Source organism: Thermoanaerobacter ethanolicus JW 200, assembly GCF_003722315.1.
Taxonomy (GTDB): domain Bacteria; phylum Bacillota; class Thermoanaerobacteria; order Thermoanaerobacterales; family Thermoanaerobacteraceae; genus Thermoanaerobacter; species Thermoanaerobacter ethanolicus.
Map to the genome: position 1 here is coordinate 571116 of NZ_CP033580.1, position 20757 is coordinate 591872.

General features: G+C 35.4%; 12 protein-coding genes. 11 read left to right on the forward strand and 1 reads right to left on the reverse strand.

The window, feature by feature from the left end; all coding sequences use genetic code 11:
• Positions 1-20 precede the first annotated feature (20 nt).
• The gene (locus tag EB239_RS02880) at positions 21-1061 is read left to right on the forward strand and encodes a glycosyltransferase family 4 protein (protein ID WP_003868962.1); all 1041 of its coding nucleotides are present in this window, start codon (positions 21-23) and stop codon (positions 1059-1061) included.
• A gap of 30 nt (positions 1062-1091) precedes the next feature.
• Complete coding sequence (gene wecB, locus EB239_RS02885; RefSeq protein ID WP_003868963.1) at positions 1092-2246, forward strand: non-hydrolyzing UDP-N-acetylglucosamine 2-epimerase; 1155 nt, start codon at positions 1092-1094, stop codon at positions 2244-2246.
• A 22-nt stretch (positions 2247-2268) separates the two neighbouring features.
• Here wecB and EB239_RS02890 read toward each other — a convergent pair whose 3' ends face one another.
• Positions 2269-2565: a hypothetical protein gene (locus tag EB239_RS02890; protein ID WP_003868964.1), complete on the reverse strand. Its 297-nt coding sequence runs from the start codon at positions 2563-2565 to the stop codon at positions 2269-2271.
• Positions 2566-2926: 361 nt separating this feature from the next.
• Here EB239_RS02890 and EB239_RS02895 point away from each other — a divergent pair, with 361 nt between their 5' ends.
• From EB239_RS02895 to EB239_RS02935, 9 genes are all read left to right on the forward strand, one after another.
• The gene (locus EB239_RS02895) at positions 2927-3676 is read left to right on the forward strand and encodes a YwmB family TATA-box binding protein (RefSeq protein WP_003868965.1); all 750 of its coding nucleotides are present in this window, start codon (positions 2927-2929) and stop codon (positions 3674-3676) included.
• A gap of 6 nt (positions 3677-3682) precedes the next feature.
• Positions 3683-4933 carry a UDP-N-acetylglucosamine 1-carboxyvinyltransferase gene (gene murA, locus EB239_RS02900; RefSeq protein ID WP_003868966.1) on the forward strand — a complete coding sequence of 417 codons (1251 nt, stop codon included), beginning with the start codon at positions 3683-3685 and terminating at the stop codon, positions 4931-4933.
• Between the two features lie 493 nt (positions 4934-5426).
• The gene (locus EB239_RS02905) at positions 5427-7376 is read left to right on the forward strand and encodes an OPT family oligopeptide transporter (RefSeq protein WP_003868967.1); all 1950 of its coding nucleotides are present in this window, start codon (positions 5427-5429) and stop codon (positions 7374-7376) included.
• A gap of 53 nt (positions 7377-7429) precedes the next feature.
• The gene (locus EB239_RS02910) at positions 7430-7792 is read left to right on the forward strand and encodes a PqqD family protein (RefSeq protein WP_003868968.1); all 363 of its coding nucleotides are present in this window, start codon (positions 7430-7432) and stop codon (positions 7790-7792) included.
• A 128-nt stretch (positions 7793-7920) separates the two neighbouring features.
• Positions 7921-9045, forward strand: coding sequence for an alanine dehydrogenase (ald, locus tag EB239_RS02915; protein WP_003868969.1), 1125 nt, complete (start codon positions 7921-7923; stop codon positions 9043-9045).
• Between the two features lie 122 nt (positions 9046-9167).
• On the forward strand, positions 9168-10868 hold the full coding sequence (locus tag EB239_RS02920; RefSeq protein ID WP_003868970.1) for a PEP/pyruvate-binding domain-containing protein: 1701 nt from the start codon (positions 9168-9170) through the stop codon (positions 10866-10868).
• Between the two features lie 300 nt (positions 10869-11168).
• Entirely contained in the window at positions 11169-16466 is a 5298-nt protein-coding gene (locus EB239_RS02925) for an IPT/TIG domain-containing protein (RefSeq protein ID WP_003868971.1), read from the forward strand.
• Between the two features lie 12 nt (positions 16467-16478).
• Positions 16479-19052 (forward strand): S-layer homology domain-containing protein, encoded by a 2574-nt coding sequence (locus EB239_RS02930; RefSeq protein WP_003868972.1) that lies wholly within the window; start codon positions 16479-16481, stop codon positions 19050-19052.
• A gap of 22 nt (positions 19053-19074) precedes the next feature.
• Positions 19075-20562: an S-layer homology domain-containing protein gene (locus EB239_RS02935; protein WP_003868973.1), complete on the forward strand. Its 1488-nt coding sequence runs from the start codon at positions 19075-19077 to the stop codon at positions 20560-20562.
• Positions 20563-20757: the final 195 nt, after the last annotated feature.

Sequence of the window (20757 nt, forward strand, 5' to 3'; positions counted from 1 at the left end):
CTCTCAAGGAGTGTTAAAAAATGAAGGTATACCTCCTATCTTTTATTGTGGCATTTATAGTGTCACTTATTGCTACTCCCATAGCGAAAAAATTGGCTTTTGCGATTGGAGCCATTGATATACCTGATGAAGAAAGACGCATCCATACAAAACCTATACCCAGATTAGGTGGATTGGCTATATTTTCTGGTACGATAATAAGCATATTACTCTTTTTGCCCAAAACTTCTGAAACCATTGGTATAGTCTTAGGAGCCACAATAATTGCAGTCTTGGGATTGTTTGACGATAAGTACAGTCTTAGTGCAAAAATTAAACTTTTAGGACAAGTTGTAGCAGCCGTAGTACTAATAATAAGTGGTGTGAGAATAGATTGGCTTTCTAATCCTTTGGGAGATGGAATGATATATCTGAAAAGCTGGGTAGCCATTCCTCTTACGCTTTTTTGGGTAGTAGGGATTACAAATACTATGAATCTCATCGATGGCCTTGATGGACTGGCAGCAGGAATAGCAGTCATATCATCGGGTTCTCTTTTTATAGTCTCTCTTTTAAATGGCAGATTTGCAACCGCTGTTATTTCAATCGCTATTGCTGGTGCTGCTTTAGGTTTTTTGCCTTACAATTTTAATCCTGCAAAAATTTTTATGGGAGATACAGGGTCTATGTTTTTAGGATTTGTGCTGGCAGCTATATCCATACAAGGAGCAGTAAAATCAGCAGCGGCAATCGCCATTGCAGTGCCAATTCTTGCCTTAGGAGTTCCGATATTTGACACAGCCTTTGCAATTATTAGAAGATTAATAAACGGCAAACCAATTATGGAAGCAGATAAAGGACATTTGCACCACAGGCTTTTAGAAAAAGGCCTTACACAAAAACAGGCTGTGCTTATAATGTACGGCGTAAGTCTGTTGCTAGGAATAAGTGCTATATTGATATCTTTCAGTAGCGAATTAAAAGGACTGATAATCCTTTTAATTTCAATTTTGCTTGTAATGTGGGGTGCAGATAAACTTGAGCTTTTAGAAAGGCAAAAAAAAGGTACACAAGCTCGTTGATAATTGCAACATATTAAGGAGTGTAAAATTATGACATTAAAAATCATATCTGTTTTTGGGACAAGACCTGAAGCTATTAAAATGGCACCTCTTATTAAAGCTTTGGAAAGAGAAAAAGATTTTGAATCAAAAGTTTGCGTTACAGCCCAGCACCGGGAGATGCTCGATCAGGTGCTGAGGCTTTTTAATATTACTCCGCATTATGATTTGAACATCATGAAAGAAAAACAGACATTATCTGAAATTACTACTTCTGCCCTTATAGGGCTTGAAAGAGTCTTTAATAGCGAAAAGCCGGACCTTGTACTTGTACACGGAGATACTACAACAACTTTTGCTGCTGCATTAGCAGCTTTTTATCACAAAATTAAGGTGGGACATGTAGAAGCAGGGCTGAGGTCTTTTAACAAATGGTTTCCATATCCCGAAGAGATAAACAGAAAGCTTACAGGAGTTTTGACAGATTTACACTTTGCTCCTACAAGCAGGGCAAAATTGAATCTTTTAAAAGAAGGAGTAAGTGAAGAAAGCATTTTTGTTACAGGCAATACTGTCATAGATGCAATGGCATATACTGTAAAGAAAGATTATGTTTTTAGGGATGAACGGCTCAACCAAATTGATTACCATGATAAAAAAGTTATTGTAGTTACAGCTCATAGAAGAGAAAATTGGGGTAAACCTCTTGAAAATATATGCAATGCCCTCAAAAGGATTGCTCAAAATTACAAGGATGTTTATATAGTATATCCTGTCCATAAAAACCCTGTAGTGAGAGAAACTGTATTTAGCATGTTGGGGGAACTTGGCAATGTGCTTCTTTTGGACCCTCTTGATACAGACGAAATGCACAATCTCATGGCAAAATGCCATATGGTGATGACTGATTCGGGGGGCTTACAGGAAGAAGTACCTTCTCTGGGCAAACCCGTGCTTGTTTTGAGAGATGTTACAGAAAGACCGGAGGCTGTTGAAGCAGGGACAGTAAAAGTAATTGGAACAGAACAGGAAGTTGTATACAATGAAGGAACATTGCTTCTTGAAAACAAGGAAGAATATGATAAAATGGCTAATGCGGTAAATCCCTATGGTGATGGTAAAGCCTCTTTGAGAATAATTCAGGCGATAAAATATGCGTTTAACTTGAGTGACACAAAGCCAGAGGAATATAAAAGCGGGGAGTAAACCCCGCTTTTATGAATTTATTTTATTTATTAGCTTCTGCTTTTGTTTGACTTTTAGCGATTAGGTACCACAAATAACCAATTACTATTGCTCCAATGAATCCACCTATTACGTTGTAATCAGCGACTATCCAGCCCCATTTGCCAAGATAAGCGCCGCCAAGCCATGCTCCTATTAGATGTGCAACTAGTGCTGCCCAATATGTTCCGTAGATTTTATTTAGCTTTTCGCCGTAAGATTCTCCAGCTTTGGAATTGAACAAAGGATGAAATACAAGACTAGATATAAGTCCTACTACAATAAGTGTTACCCAGAACATATACTACGCCTCCTTTTTGAGAGATTTTTCCTTCCACTTATAATTTTACTTTATAAAAATTATAAAACAAATTTGATTTTTGACCTTATTTGACTAAAAAAGTTCACCAGGAAAATTTATCTACACATATCTGACCTTTTCTGACTTATTCTCTTTTTATCTAATTATTTCTAATAGATGTCCGTTTTTCCTATTATGTAAATAATGAAATTTTTTAGATTGATGAATAAATCTTGTTATTTCCGTTAATAATTAAAAATAGAAGGGCGGTAAAAATCGGCGGATCCATTCTCCCCCTTGTGGATTCGCTGATATTTTACCGCCTTTTCTCTTTAAGAAAGTATATATGGAGGTATGAGGTATGGTTAAGAGGATAATTATAGGAATAATAATTTTTACAGTTTTATTTTCATTGAGTGTCCAAAGACAAGCTTTTCTTTCTTTTGATGATAATGTAGAACTTGTAAAGATGACTTTCTTAAATACGGGTGCAAAATATGAATATGCAAATATAAACGCATGGGCAAAGATTAACAATGATTTTACATCTTTTTACAAAATAAATGAATATGTCGAAATAGCGATAAAAAACATGAATATCAATAAGCAAAAAACCAAAATATCTCGCATTGAAGAAAACAATTTTAGACAAGTGGAAGTGGAATATACGGAAAACACTAGACATATAAACATAGCAGTTCAAAGTTTAAAAAATGGTTCAAAGAGCGAAACTTATATGTTAATAGACGAATATCTTATTAACGGTTATGACAATGCTTTAAAAGAGAAGGCACTTATAAATAATACTTTTAAAATATTCAAGATAAAACCTAAGGTAACAGTATGTTTTGTCGGAACTTTTAAAGGTAAGTTGAATAAAGAAAAAAATAGTAGTATAGTTAAATTAGTACTTGACAAATTACATGCACAAAAAGTAGAAGGAATGGAAGATGAAAACATAATAAGTGTTTCTGCTTATTCGAGCAAATTAAAAGAATATATTAAATTAGGAAGTGAAAAAATAAATTTAAACGTAGCAATAAGATATAGTTCTTTTGATGATAAGACTTATTTGTGGGTTGCAACACCTATTATAGCTATAGAATATTAAAAGAAGGTGATAAAAACGAAATTTATTGTTGAAAAAAGTCCACCCCTTAAAGGAAGTGTAAAAATAAGTGGAGCTAAAAATTCTGTATTACCTATAATTGCCGCTTCTTTATTATCATCAGGAGAAATAGTGCTAGACGACATACCTACTTTAGAGGATGTCAATGTCATGATAGAGTTAATTAAGCATTTTGGTGCTATATGTGAATTTGAAAATGAGAAATTAAAGATAAAAGTGGATATTAAAGATGTAGAAGCCCCATATGATTTGGTGAAGAAAATGAGAGCATCGTTTTTGGTGATGGGACCTATACTTGCTAGGCTTGGGCATGCTAAAATTTCTATGCCAGGTGGGTGTGCTATTGGTTCTCGCCCAATAGATTTGCATTTGAAAGGATTTCAAACTTTGGGAGCAGATATTACTATAGGACATGGTTATGTAGAAGCACGAGCTAAAAAATTGACAGGCAAAAAAATTTATTTAGATTTTCCAAGTGTTGGAGCTACAGAAAACATCATGATGGCGGCAGTTTTTGCAGAAGGAGTTACTATAATAGAAAATGCTGCGGAAGAGCCGGAAATTGTTGACCTTGCCAATTTTCTCAACAAGATGGGAGCGAATATTAAGGGTGCTGGTACAGATACAATAAGAATTGAAGGAGTAAAAGAGCTAAAAGGGGCTGAGCATACTGTCATACCAGATAGAATTGAAGCGGGGACCTTTATGGTAGCAGCTGCAATGACTGGAGGAAATGTTCTTATAGAAAATGTCATAGTGGATCACGTCAGGTCTATAATTGCGAAATTAACAGAATGCGGAATTAAGATAACAGAAGAACCTAAAGGACTGCGAGTCAAAGGAATTAAAAATTATAAAGCGGTGGACATAAAAACTCTTCCTTATCCAGGCTTTCCTACAGATATGCAAGCTCAAATGATGGCTATGATGACAGTGGCAAAAGGGACAAGCGTTATAATAGAAACAGTTTTTGAAAATAGATTTATGCATGTGGATGAGCTAAAGCGTATGGGGGCAAATATAAAGATAGAAGGAAGAAGTGCTGTTGTTACAGGAGTAGAACATTTGACAGGTGCAGAAGTTAAAGCAACGGATTTAAGGGCGGGAGCAGCCTTAGTATTGGCTGGACTTATTGCAGAAGGTAAAACTGAAATAAATGATATTTATCATATTGACAGAGGCTATGTAAAAATGGAAGAAAAGTTAAAAAATCTTGGAGCAATAATATATAGGAAATAGAGGCGTCATATTGACGCATTCAGACTGTAGACAAACTTTCGAAAATAGGATATTTTGCATAAGGAACGACTTGTGACAAAGCGGCAACAAAACTTAACAAGACCAAGGGTGGAGGCAGGGCCGAAGCCAAGGAAGGCGGAGGCGGGCACTAAGACAAGGATGTCGAATGTGCCCGGTACCCTGCCGGAACCCGAAGGTCGAGTTTAGTTTTGTCGCTTTGGAACATCGGAGTGACGATGCAAAATATCCTATTTTAAAAATTTTTGACTTTGTCAACAAACTGGAAGCGTCATATTGGCGTCTTTTTTGTATACAAAAAATTTTTAAGAAATAGAAGGATTTTTTTATATTTTGAAGAATAATATAGTGTAGTATAAATTGTGTATAGTTTTTAAATGTAAATGTTTAATTAGACACAAATAGAGGGGGGATGACATAAAAGGACAAAATTTGTTAAATTTTGTTCAAAATCATTTTGAATAGGAGGATTAAAATGGCCAAAGCACAAGGTTCAGAAAAGAGAAAATTGTCTCATGATGCTTACGGTGGAGTGCATGGTAGTGAATATATTCCCTTTATACCGGCAGATAAAGCACTTCCAGAACTTACAGCTGTGGCAGTCATAGTTGGCAGCTTATTTGCTATACTTTTTGCTGCTGCAAATGCCTACTTAGGTTTAAAAGCTGGGATGACAATTAGTGCCGCTATCCCGGCTGCAGTATTAGCAACGGCTTTATTAAAAGGTGTTTTTAAGCGAGATAGCATATTAGAGTCAAACTTAGTGATGGCTATTGCTGCAACAGGTGAAAGCCTGGCGGGTGGCATCATATTTACTCTTCCTGCTATTATTTTGTGGGGATTCGAGGACCAATTTACTTTAATTAGAATTGTTTTTGTCGTTTTAGTAGGTGGACTTTTAGGTGCTTTATTTGTAATTCCTTTAAGAAGATATTTGACAGTTGAAGAACATGGCAAACTTATCTATCCTGAAGGAATGGCTGCTGCTGAAGTACTTGTGACCAGCAATCAGGGTGGAACAGGCTTTATGACAGTTTTATCAGGCATGTTAGTAGGTGGAATTTACAAGCTTTTATCTGGTGGCTTTGGAATATGGTCAGAAAACCCTTCTTGGGTTATAAAGAGGTTTGAAAGTACGGAAGTAGGTGTAAATGTACTTGCTTCTTTAATGGGTGTTGGCTTTATTGTTGGTTTGGATGTAGCACTTTACATGTTGGCTGGTAGTGTTCTTGCTTGGTTAGGGTTAATACCTCTTATAAAATTCTTTGGGGCAGGACTTACCACCCCAGTATACCCTGCTACGGACCTTATTAAAGATATGTCTGCGGGTGCCATATGGAGTAAATATATTAGGTATATAGGTGCAGGTGGCGTTTTAGCAGGAGGTTTCATAAGTTTAATAAAAGCTCTTCCTACGATAGTAAAAGCTTTTAGAGAATCAATGGTAGGGTTAGGAATGAAAGGCAAAGATGTTAAAAGGACAGATATTGATGTTTCCTTAACGTGGGTAATATTTGGAGCGGCCTTTGTATTTTTTGTAGCATGGTTAGCACCTTCTCTTGGTGTTACTGCATTAGGAAGTTTGTTAGCAATATTGTTTGCCTTCTTCTTTGCAGTTGTATCCGCAAGAATTACAGGACTGGTAGGAGTTTCTAACAATCCTGTGTCTGGTATGACAATAGCTACATTGCTCATTGTAACATCTGCTTTGAAACTTATTGGGGTTGTTGGAAACGAAGGGATGGTAATAGCTATTACCATTGGGGGTATAGTATGTGTTGCTACTGCTATAGCTGGAGCAAATGCACAATCTCTGAAGACTACTTTTATTATAGGTGGAACTCCCAAATATGTTGAGATATTTACCTATGTTGGTATAATAGCCGCCTCAGTATTTGCTGGATTAATTTTAATACTTTTAAATAATGCCTACGGTTTCGGCTCAAAAGATATTCCAGCGCCTCAAGCTACCATCATGTCAATGGTTGTAAAAGGCATTATGACAGGTGACTTGCCTTGGACCTTTATAATAGCAGGTGTTTTTATGGGGATAATGGCGGAGATGATGCACGTTCCTGTACTGCCATTTGCATTAGGACTTTATTTGCCTTTTGAATTAAGTGCCGCTATTGCAGTTGGTGGTATAATAAGATGGATAGTTGATCAACGTTACAGGAAAAACGAAAAATTGCAAAAAGAAAAAGTGGAAAAAGGTATTCTCATTGCCTCAGGACTTGTTGCTGGAGATGCCTTAATGGGACTTATTATTGCTGCTTTTGTGGCTTTAAAGATAAATATAGATTTTGCTTCTAATTGGATTACAAATACCTCATCGTTTGCACCGTGGTTTTCATTAATAATGTTCTTGTTAGTTGGATTGTTCCTATATTTATACACTTGTAAGAATGATAAAGAAGAGGCTTAAAAAATCAACACTCCCATCTAAAGTGGGAGTGTTGATTGTAAAGGGTGGAAGAGATGAAAAGCAAAGGAAAAAAGAGCGACAATTTCTTGCTTTATGTACCTCATCGTAGTGATAAGGTAGAATGGGAAAATAGGAAAGGAAAAGTAGTGTTTATATTTCATCATAACAAATTGATTGAAAAAACAGTGAGGCTTTTTGTTAAAAGGCCAAAGACCACTACTTTAGAGTTAGATGAAATAGGAAGTGCTGTATGGAATTTAATAGATGGTGAGAGGAATGTTTATGAAATAGGGCAAAAACTAAAAGAAAAATTTGGAGATGAAGTTGAGCCTCTTTATGAAAGGTTGATAATGTTTATAAGATATCTTAACAGAAGAGGATGGATATATTTTTCAAGGAGTGGACATTCTAAATAAAAAGATAGTATGTTGTTTGCTTAAAAATTTTTATGATTTCTATTTTTTGTTGAAGGATTTTTAGTATTTTTGTAGAATTAATATATTGAAAAGGTTTTGGCAAAAGATTGATAAAGGGGAGATAGAATATGAAAATTGGTGTTCCCAAAGAGATAAAAACTGCAGAAGCTCGTGTGGCTATTACTCCTGCGGGAGTGGAAGCTTTTATAAAAAATGGACATGAAGTATATATTGAAAAAAGTGCAGGAATGGGAAGTGGCATAACTGATGAAGAATATGCAAAGGCTGGCGCTAAAATACTTTCTACTGCAAAAGAAGTATTTGATGTAGCAGATATGATAATGAAAGTAAAAGAACCGCAGCCAAGCGAATATGACTATTTCAAAGAAGAACAGGTTCTTTTTACTTATCTTCATTTAGCTCCTGATAAACAACAAACAGAAGCTCTATTGAGGAAAAAAGTGGTAGGAATTGCTTATGAGACAGTACAACTAGATAATGGAGCTCTTCCTCTTTTGACTCCCATGAGTGAAGTAGCTGGAAGGATGTCGGTGACAATAGGAGCTTATCTTCTCACCAACATAAATGAAGGAAGAGGAATTGTAATGGGGGGAGTCCCAGGAGTGGAGCCAGCAGAAGTGGTAATAATAGGTGGGGGAACAGTAGGTACAAATGCAGCCAAGGTAGCTGTGGGGATGGGAGCAAGAGTTACAATATTGGATGTAAATCCTGCAAGACTTGCATATCTTGATGACATATTTGGAGGACGAGTTACAACTTTGATGTCAAATAGTTTTAATATTGCTCAGAGTGTGAAAAAAGCTGACTTGTTGATAGGAGCAGTTTTGATACCTGGAGCAAAAGCACCAAAGCTTGTGACAGAAGAAATGGTAAAGACGATGAAGAAAGGTGCAGTAATAGTGGATGTTGCAATAGACCAAGGTGGTTGTATAGAGACCTGTGATAGAACGACTTCTCACAAAGACCCGTACTTTATAAAACATGGAGTAGTACATTATTCTGTGCCTAACATTCCAGGAGCTGTTCCGAGAACCTCTACTTTTGCTTTAACTAACGTAACATTGCCTTATGCTTTAGAAATAGCAAATAAAGGATATAAGAAGGCTCTACTTGAGAATAAAGCTTTATTAAAAGGATTAAATGTTTATAAAGGAATGGTAACATACAAACCTGTTGCAGATGCTCAAGGTTTAGAGTATGTCGATCCTGTTGAAGCTTTAGATAAAGAGTAAGATTTTCTGAATGAAAATATCTACCTCTCACAAAGAAATTTTGTGGGAGGTTTTTTGTTGTTTACTAAAAAATCTCATGTTATAATTTGTGTAAAGTTAAAATGTCAATAGGCGGTGAAAAAATGGCTGGGACTTTATTATATAAAGATTATGATCCTCGCTTGAATAAAAAAAATAATGAGAGAATTTTTGGAGAAGGGCATATTGGAGGGAAAGCTTCGGGACTTTGTTTTGCAGAAGAAGTATTAGAAAAATATAACGATGTTTTTAAGCAAAGTGTAAAAATACCTGAAAGCTTTTTTATAGCTACTGATTATTATCAAATGTTTTTAGATTATAATAATTTGAGTGATATAACGGAAGATACTCCTTATGAGGAAGTAGAAATGAGATTTAGAGAAGCTAAATTTCCTCCAGAATATAAAAAAATGCTGACAGAGATTTTAAATAAAATGTATTATCCTTTAGCTGTGAGGTCTTCTTCTTTATTAGAAGATAATGTAAAATATTCTTTCGCTGGCAAGTATTATACCACTTTTATTCCTAACAAAGGTACAGATAGAGAAAGGCTTAAACAATTAGAAAAAGCTATTAAAGAGATTTATGTAAGCGTATATGGCCCAGATGCTGTCGCATATAGGAGAAAACATGCTCCTGATCAAAAAGAATTAATGGGGGTAATTGTGCAACAACTGATAGGTTCACAAAAAGGCATGTACTTTTATCCAGAGGTTTCTGGAGTAGGCTTCTCTCGAAACTACAGACGGTGGACTGACAGAATTAAAATAGAAGATGGAGTTGTGAGATTAGTTTTTGGCTTAGGGACAAAGTGTACAGGTAGAGGATATGCGAGAATTTTTTCTCTAACTAATTTGCGCTTACGACCCGAAGGCAATAATCCTAAAGAAATTGCCAAAAATTCACAAGAAGCTTTTGATGTATTAAATTTAATCACAGGAGAAGTAGATACTTATAACATCAATGAAACACCTCAATTTTTAGCTTATCATGAAAAAATAGGTGATATTGTTCAAATATATTCAAAAAGAGAAAATGCGATTTTTGACATAAATATGCTAAATAGCAGTGATGCCTCTAATAAATATATCTTTACATTTGAAAATTTTTCCAGAAGGCATAAAGGATTTTTTAATATAATTTCTAAACTATTTAAGTATCTCGAAGAAGAGATGGAAATGGCGGTTGATATTGAATTCACTTATGACTTAAAAAAAGGCGAATTTTATCTTCTTCAAACACGACCATTGAGTTCTTACGAAAGTTTCAGAAAAGTCCACATTCCTAAGGATATTGAAAAAAAATGTGTCTTGTTGAAAGGGGATAGGATGCTTACAAATGGCATCTTGAAAAACATAAGATATATAGTATACGTAGACCATGAAGTTTATAGCCAATATAAAGATAAACATGAAATTGCGAGAATAATAGGTAGACTCAATAAAAGTATAGGAGACAAATACATTCTTGTAGGTCCGGGAAGATGGGGGTCCTCCAATCCCTATTTAGGGGTACCTGTTATATACAACGAGATATCTAATGCCGCTATGATTGTAGAACTTGGAATAAAAAATGGCGATTTTATGCCGGAACTTTCTTATGGTACACACTTTTTTGCTGATTTAGATGTAGACAATATTTTGTATATGCCAGTTTTTGATGGATATGAAAATAACATTTTTAACGAAGAATGGTTTAAAAAAGGGGCATATATCGACACAGGAGTAAAAATTTTTGAAGGACGGTTCGACGCCTATTTAGATGGAGATAAAATGATAGGATATGTGATAGCACAAGAAAAATAAAAAAGTCGATTTATGTATAAAAAGATATAAAAATAACAAAAAATGAGACTTAAGTCCTATTTAAAGTACCAAAATAATGTAATATAATTTAAACTGTAAGAATGATTCCCCTTTTCCCCATAAAATTTAATATATTCTGCACCCCCAACCCATATAGGCTGCTTTAAAGCAGCTATTTTTTTGTTTTTGCTAAAGTTTAGCCTTTAAAATGCCGATAAATAAGGTTAGAGGGGTGTTTTGAGAATTGTTTCACATAGAACATTTTACCATTTATTCATAAATCTGAGAGGAGCATGTCGAATGAAGAGATTTTTGTCATTGGTTATTGCTGTAAGCATGATATTGTCACTTTTCCCGGGAAATATGTCGAAAGCATATGGAGCATATTCTCCAAATATAACATCGGTAGCTTCTTTGAGATTAGATGGGACAATGGCATCTCCTGCTAAAGGTCCTGTTGACCAATACACTGACATAAAAATTACAGGAAGCGGTTTTGTTACATACGACACAAATGGCAATGTAGTCTCTTCTGTCAGTGCAGTTTACATTGATTCACCCATAGATTCCAATAAGCTCACAATACTAAGTGCAAATGAAAATACAATTTATGCAAAAGTTCCCCCAGCGTCTAAAATTGGTCTTAGCCCAGATACTCCTTATACTATAATAGTTCAGCGAAGTGACGGACAGAGTGCAGCTATATTTAATGGCTTTACATATATAAATAACCCATATATTTCAAAAGTAGCTCTTGATAACTTTATTACACTTGTCAAAGATTCCAATGGCAATATTATAAGCAGAACTACAAAGTCATATATAAGAATGGAAGGAAGTTATTTAAATGACATAGGATTAGCTCAGATCAACGGAGAAACAGCTTCAGTTGTTTCGCAAAGCGGTTCTGTGCTTATTACGACTATTCCTCAAAACATTAACATAGACCCTACAACTTTATACACTGTAAATGTCACAAATATATACCGTGGGCGTTCTAATACAGTGCAAACGAATATTTATGCTGTAAATCAAGACATAACAGGATTATCTCAGTATACTGTCATTGTAGGAGATACAATTACTATATATGGTCATGGTTTTTCCACTCTTGGTAGCGGATTTAAAGTGTATGTAGGAGCGAATCTTGTAAATTCTTCAGATGTAAATATAGTAAGCGATACTGAAATGACTGTAAAGGTTCCTGCTCCTAAAGATACGACACTTGAGTATCAAAATATTGATATTGTCGCAGCTGACGGTTCTACTGCTACTTTAGTTGATGCTTTAAAAATAATACCTACACCTGCTGTAATTACCATAGATAATATTACTCCAAATGCAGGTTCTGTATCAGGAGGAACAAAAGTTATAATTGTAGGACAAAATTTGAGAGAAGATTTAATAGTAAAATTCGGTGGGGTTGTAGCAAAAAGTGTACAAAGCATCACTTTGCCTGGTCTTACAGCAAATCAGCGTGCTATACAAGTTACTACGCCTCCTTACAGTAAGTCCGGTCCTGTGGATGTGAGTTTAGTTGACCCTATTACAGGGTATACTGTAACCAAACAAAATGGATTTTTCTACCTTGCTGTTGAAGATACTATGGTAGTTGTTGATATGAATCCCGACCACGGATATGAAAACGGAAACACAGATGTAACACTATGGGGATTTAATTTTCAAAGAAGCGATGACCCGTCCATTTACACTGCTAATTCTGACAACACAGAGATAACTTATACCAATACAAATTACACTTACAAAGACCCTGCAACAGGAAATTTAGTAGAAGGTTCCAGAGAAAGAAAACTTTATGTCACTTTTGGCGGTAACAAAGCCCAGATAAAAAGCATATTCAATCCTGGAACAGGACAACAAACTTTGAATGTGTTGTCTCCTAGTGTGACACTTAATCCCCCTGGACAAGATATGCCAGTAGATGTGGTTGTTACAGTGGAAACGACTATAAAAGATGCTAATGGAAATGTAGTCATGCGCTACTCTGAACAGAGTTCTCCACCTACAAAATTTACTTACAATCCATTGCCTTCAAATCCCCAAATTTTAAGCATATCACCCAGTTCGGGAAGCCGTGCCGGTGGAGATACAGTGATTATTCAGGGATTTGATATAAGGCCAGGTGTAAAAGTGTACTTTGGGGATAAATTAGCTACTGTTAAAGATTTAACAACTGGTGGAGACAATAAGTCAGTGCTTACAGTTATTTCGCCACCATCTACTGCTTTGGGTTATGTAGACGTGAAAGTTGTAAATAAGGATGCGGATGCCAATAGAGGCTTTGCAATTTACTCAAAAGGCTATTATTACTATACTGCTCCTTCTATAAGCAATATTTTTACAAATTTTGGTTCAAAATATGGTGGTAACTTTATTACAATAACAGGTAGTGATTTTTATGTAGGGCAGACAGTCATAGATGGGGTGTATATGCCTAAATATCCTGATGTAAGAATTGGAAATATTCAATTAAAAGTAATTTCTGTTGAAGACAAAGATGGCAATATAATAGATGGAAAGAAACTTAACATTGGTACAAAGATTAAAGCTATAGTACCTGAAACACAAGTGCCTTATACAGTTGGATGGCAAGATATGACAATTCAAAATTACGATGGCATAAGTGGTACTGTAGGCGGAAGTGTGACTTTGCAAAATGCTTTTGAGATAAAAGATACTCAAAAGAATCCGACTATTACCTCCGTTGACCCTAATAAAGGGCCCACAAAAGGTGGCACACCTATCAAAATTTTGGGAAGCAATTTTGAAAAGGGAAGCATAGTTACAATAGATGGAGTGCAGGCAACCGTCACAAAAGTCTTAAGTGGCAATACTGAAATAGATGCGACTACTCCACCGGGGACATTGGGCAAAAAAATAGTTCAAGTTGTAAATCCTTCTGATGGCGGTACAGCGACATTAGTAGATGGATTTGAGTATCTTTTGATTGAAACAAAGCCCCAGATAACTAAAGTTGTTCCTAATTACGGCGGCAAAGGGACGCTTATATACATTTTTGGAAGCGACTTTTCACTGAAAGCTGGGGATAGCGAAGGGGCAAAAGCTTATATAGGAGATACTGTTCTTGAAAATGTGTATGTAATAAATGACACGACAATTACAGGAATAATACCTGACATGAGGTACTCTGGCCTTTACGATATAAAAGTTGTAAATCCTGATACTGCTCAAGCTGTGGCTCCCGAAAAGTTTCATTTCCTTGTACCAGAAAGTAGCCCAATAATAACTTCTGTATATCCGAACTTTGGTACAGTAAAGGGTGGTACTTCTATCTTGATTGAAGGAAGTGATTTTAGAAGGGGTGCAGAAGTATTTATAGGAGGCAACAAAGCCACAAACGTAACTGTAAGTCCTGATGGAAAGACGATAACTGCTACTACTCCTCCAGGAGTTCCAGGTAAAACTTATGTAACTGTTGTAAACTATGATGGTGGCAATTACACTTATGGACTTCATGAGGGGGAAAGCGGGTTTACATATGTTGTGCCCAACAGCCAGCCTGTCATTACAAAGATAGAACCTAATAGCGGCTCTACTTATGGAGGACAAGAAGTGACCATATGTGGTCAAGACTTTAGAATTTCTAAAGACGAAAATGGAAATATACTAAAAGATGAAAACGGCAATCCAATAGGCCCCGAAGTGTATTTTGGAAATGTCAAAGCGGAGAAGGTCACTTATATTGATTATGGAACTTTAAAAGTTATTACACCTCCTAACGCGCCTGGAAAAGTCAGAGTAACCGTTGTAAACTATGATGCAGGACTTGGCTACCTTGAGAATGGATATACCTATATTCAATCTAAACCTCAGATTAAAGAAGTTATACCTCCAAAGTTTGACAAGGCTGGAGGAACTTATAGTATTATCATAGGAAGTGATTTTGCAGTTCCTGTATATGATAACGGCAAATTAGTAGTACCGGGTTCTTCTGTTTATATTGATGGAGCTAAAGTGCATGATGTAAAAGTTGTAGACAGTACAATGATAAAATTTACTGCTCCTCCAGTGGACAAAGTAGGCATGAAGGAATTAAAGGTGGTAAATCCAGATGGAGGGACTGCTGTATTTAAAATAGAGTATGTATCTCCAAACTCACATCCTTTAATAACTTCTATAACTCCAAATAAAGGCAGTATTAATGGGGGCAATTATGTAACTATCAAGGGACAAGACTTTAGAGAAAAAGTTAAAGTATATTTTGATGCTTATGAAGCGAAAGTAGTTGCGAATACCTCTGATACTATTACTGTAATCACTCCTGCCGCAGACCCGCAGAAAGACTTAGACCGTCTTGTGGATGTGACAGTGTTTAATATTGATGACGGAGGAAGTTATACTTTAAAGGAAGCATTTATGTATATCGCTACAGAGTCCAACCCGAAGATAACTTCTATTACTCCTAATACAGGGTCTACAAAAGGAGGAGAAACAGTAACCATAACAGGTAATGACTTTAGACAAGGAGCAAGGGTGTTTTTTGGAGATGTAGAAGCTTATAATGTAATTGTGAAAAGTTATAACACGATTGTCGTGACAACCCCAGGGCATGCAGAGGGAAAAGTAGATGTAATTGTGAGAAATCCCGATTATGCAAATGCTGTTTTGCCTCAAGGTTTTACCTATGTGCAAACAGTACCGGATAATCCAGTAGGCTTTTGGGCCGAATCAATAGCCGGTAACGACCATACATTATATTTACATTGGTCAGAGGCAAAAGGAGCAAAATACTATGAAATCTATGGTAAGACAGCTAATTCGGCAGATTACAAATTCATCGCTGCAACAGATAAATTGGAGTATTACGTGACAAATCTTTTGCCAAATACTACTTACTCCTTTGCCATGAGAGCTGTAAATGATTTGGGCCCCAGTGATTTTGTATACACTTATGCTACTACTGATACTTCTTCTAACAGCAAATATGACACTTCTGTTACAGGAGTAAAAAATGACACTACTTATGCAACAGCAAACGGCTCGCTGGTCATTACATTAGGAGATGATATTTTAAATACGACTACTTATAAAATTGATTTGACAGGCAACCAATATAAAAATATAAGCAAATGGGTTATAAACATACCATCTAAAAATAAAAATAAGACTTTTACCACTATATGGGTTATAATGCCTGGATTTAATATAAAATTTACCCTTAACAGCCTCTACCTATCAGGAGATTATGACAGAATAACAATAAATAAGCTATCGGATAAGACTTATGACGAAATATCAAGAAATATGCCAAAAGGGTATAAGATATTATCTGACATTTATGACATGACTTATGAAAAAATTGACGGCGATAAAACAAGCAGTTATCCATATTTTTACAACAAAGTGAATGTAGCATTAAATGTTGACAAAAATAGACTTGGCAATAGAAATATAAGCTTTTCAAAGCTCATGTATATAACGGCTTGCATGAGTAGTGTACCATGTACGAGGCTGTCAATAAGCAATAATGGCATATCAAATATGATGGTAGATAGCGCATCGAATAATGTATTAGGTGATATATCTTATCCAGGCAGGTTAGCTGTTATTTATTGAGGAGTGAGAAAGTTGAAAAAGATATTTACAATTTTACTTACAATAATTCTATTTGTTTTAAATAGTGTTTATACTTATGCTTCGGACAATCCTGTATATTACGGTACGGACAATGTGCAAAGCATCTATTACAATATGTCCTTCAAAGATATAAAAGATAGTTTTGCTAAAAATGACATAATGAAAATGACTGCTCTTTCAGTTATTAGAGGTGGAGGAAGTCAAAAATTTTATCCTAAAAGCTATTTAAAAAGAGAAGAGGCAATAGCATATATTGTAAGACTAATGGGACTGGAAGAACAAGTACAAAAAACACCTATATCCTCCTCTACTGCAGTAGGGGGGAGTAACCCTCCTACTGCTAATTCTAATCAGACTGGGCAAAATAATGCTTCTTCTCAATCAGGTCCCAAAGTAGATTCGTGGGCACAAGGAATAATTGATGTGGCAGCGAAAAATAATCTTTTGAGGAAAGAGGATATGGCTTTGGATTTTACAGCAAATGCAACAAGAGAGGAAGTTGCTTATTGGATAGCAAAAGGATTGAATCTTGCGCCGATTTACGGAAAAGATTTACAAAAAGTTTATGCTTTTTCGGATGCTAAAAGTTTTAATACTGATTATATGCCATATATTGAAGCAGTTTTAAAAAGTGGAATAATGACAGGTTACTATGATAGTAAATTTGGACCTAAAGACAACATAACCAGAGAGCAGATGGCGTCAGTTTTGAGTAGAGCTTTTAACTTAGGGTATAATTTAATGGGCTATTCAATAATAAATGCTACAGTGCAGGATATACTTTACGAAGAGGTTGCTGGGAAAAATAGTATAAAGAAAACTTTTGTTCTTCTCAATAATAAAGGGCAAAATGAGTATATTGTGGTTCAACGAACATATTCTTCAAAAGGAATAGTTCATAATTCAGATTTTTTGACTATTAGCAATGGAGTTCCTTCTTTTTCTGATTCTATTGAAAAAGGGGATAATGTGAATTTTTATATAAGCGGTCAAAATGTGATATTTGCTGAAAAAAACCCTGTATTTCAGAGCACTTTGTACGGAGAGATAAAAGACATATCAGCTTCTAACATAACACTTACATCTGAATCAGGAGTTGAATATGTATTTTCTTATAACCCTAATACAAAAATCTATATAAATGATTATCCTGCTTCTATAAAAGATTTACGATATGGTCAAATAGCTACAGTGTACCTTAATGGTAACACGGCTTATGCAATAAATGTTGATTATGAAGATTTGGGAAGTGGGAAAATCGATACAGGCTCAAGACAAGTAACAGGAAGCATAATGGCTATAGATAAACAAGATAATGGCATAAATATTAAATTAGACAATGGACAATTTTATTCTATTGCTTATGATGTGCCTATCATAAAAGATGGAAATACTGTGTCTTTGTCTTCAATAAAAGAGGGAGACTATGTAAATTTGTATTTTGATGACCCTTATACAAATGCACCCATCAAGGTATTAGTAGAAAATGGATATCACAAAGTCTACTATATCATAAGAGGAAATCTCGGAAGTTTATTGGCTTCCAACAATTCTATTTCAATAAACAATGTGGAAAAGTATTATCAAGGTACATGGCAAAGTGCAAATAATTTTGCTTATTATCCTTTAGATGAAGCTAAAATATATTACAATGGCTTTGAGGTCAGCAAAGAAGACCTTAAAAATTACAAAGGAAATCAAATATATGCTACAGTTGAGAAGCACTTTGGAACAGATTCGATTACGTTTATAAACATAACCCCAAGTTTTACAATGAGTTACAGTGGCATTGCAAGTTTTGATACTCAATCGATGATTCTTACATTAAATGATGGCAGAAAAGTAACTGTAAACGACGGCACAATTATTTTAAAAGATGGAATGAAGATACCCTATACTTCACTTATAGGAAATAAACAAGTATATGTATCTTTTTCCCAGACGGATAGAAGCTTATATGCTAATTTCATCTCAGTAATTGATAGTGTATATCCAGAGTATTACTATGCGAAAGGTTTTATAACCAGTGCAACATCAAATTCTATCACTATTGGTAACTTATATACAAGTTGGTGGTATCAAGCATATGGGTATTATGCTATACAAAACAATCAATGGAATATTGTAGGAGGCACAAAAACTTTCTATGTGGGAGATAAAACTTATATAGTTGACAATAGAGATAAAGATTCAAAAGTTATTCCCTACACAGAGCTTTTGGATGTAAAATATGGAAAATCTAAATACACCTCTGCCCATGTGTATGTGGTATCACAAGGAGACAATGCTATTGCAATAAACATTATGAATTCAACGGGGCAAGAAAGAGTGTCTACTGCTGATGTTGTATCTATTGATGGTACCAAGTTAACTCTAAATAATGTAAATGATTGGAATGAATTAAATGGGGTTTGGAATCTGAATACTTCTCTTGATACAGTAGATGTATCAAAAACGGTAATAATTAAAAATGGACAGGCAGTCAATATAAGTTCTATAAATCCGGGAGATTCACTCTATATTATAAGAAATGGGTCATCTGCTGTTATTGTAACGGTGAAGTAAGAAAAACATTGGGGGAATTGCAATGAAAAAAATTATAGGGTTAGTTATAATATTCACCCTTTTGATTCCTTTTCCTGTTCAGGTTTTTGCCAATGATGCAGGTTTTGAAGGTGGTATTGCCAATGAGCAAGAATACAAAGAAGTTGTATTTATAACGGGACAACCTATTATATTTAGTGGTGTTCTTAAAATTAATCAATCTGTAAGAGGTGATACTACTACAACAACATATAGGTATGACCTTGCTTCCGATTCAGGAGACAAACTCACACGTTCTCTTACTTTTGTTACCCAAGAAACAAAAAAACCTGAATACAACCAAGTGATTAGTCAGACTACTCTTAAGACATATACTGAAAACATAAAAATAGGGGGAAATACTTACACTTTAGACAGAAATAATGGATATATATACTCAGGCTCTGAAGTAAAAAGCATAAACCCTGGTGTAACTTACTATGCTGGTAACTATTCAGGCGTAAAATTATACAGGGTCAATGGCAATAAAGGGACTGTAAAAGTGACTATAGATGACAAAACAGTAGGATTTACTCATAAATACGGAAGTGCTGATACACATCAAATAAATTATTTAATCGAAAGCACAATGGGGTCAAATGGAGAAGTAAAAAAATGGGTTGGAGAGGCTCATGTAAATGTATCTTTTACTGATAAATCCAGTATTGAATATGTAGAAAATGACCCTCAATATATAAGCTTTAGGGGTGGATATCTTTTAAGGCGAAATAGCGGTGACATGATGAATTACTCTTATAATCTCCCAAAACTAGATGATAACGGCAACGAAATAGGAAGAAACATAGGAAATGGAAGTTTGAAACTTGATGGTGTGTCATTCGAAGATAGATTGGTGGTCCCACAGGCTAAAGACATAAATGGAACATGGGGAAAAGAGGATATTAAAAAATTGATGAGCATGGAAGTATTTCCTAATGACTCAGAATACTTTGGTCCTAAACTTCCCATATTGCGCTCAGACTTTACCGTTGCAGTTGCAAAAGCAATTGGATTAAAACCGTATGAACCGCCCAAGAGTACGCTTTATTCAGCAAGAAACAAAAGCGCTATAGAAATTTCACCTTTTATTGATATATCTACTACTGATCCGAATTATGGATATATAAAAGCAGCCAGTGATGCAGGGCTTATCTCAGGTACTGCTCCAAATCAGTTCAGTCCTTCAAGGTCTCTTACTCGTGCTCAAGCGGCAGTGATATTTATAAGAGCTTTGGGGCTTGAGAACCTCGCTCCTTCAGGAAATTCTGATACCGGTTTTTTAGATGACTACGCTATACCATTGTGGGCAAAAAGGAGTATTTACGTGGCGCGGGAGATAGGACTTATATCAGGCGATGAATATGGAAGGTTTAACCCTGATGGCTATGTTACGCGAGAAGAAGCTGCTTCAATGATTTCGAGGATGATAAATTTTATGATGAACGACCTTACTTTTGATTATGTAATGAGGATATTAAATTATCATAATTAAGACAAGGGAGAAGTCTATTGTTCAGACTGTAGACAAACTATTTTGTAAGATTGGCATTTTGTAAAGTAATGCGACTCGCGACAAAGCAGCCCGGCACTCAAGTAAGAAAGTTTATAAAGCAAAAATAGAAAAACAATCATACTTACTTGAGTGCCGGGAAACTTAGCAAGTGTGATGACGGAGGCGGGGCTGGAG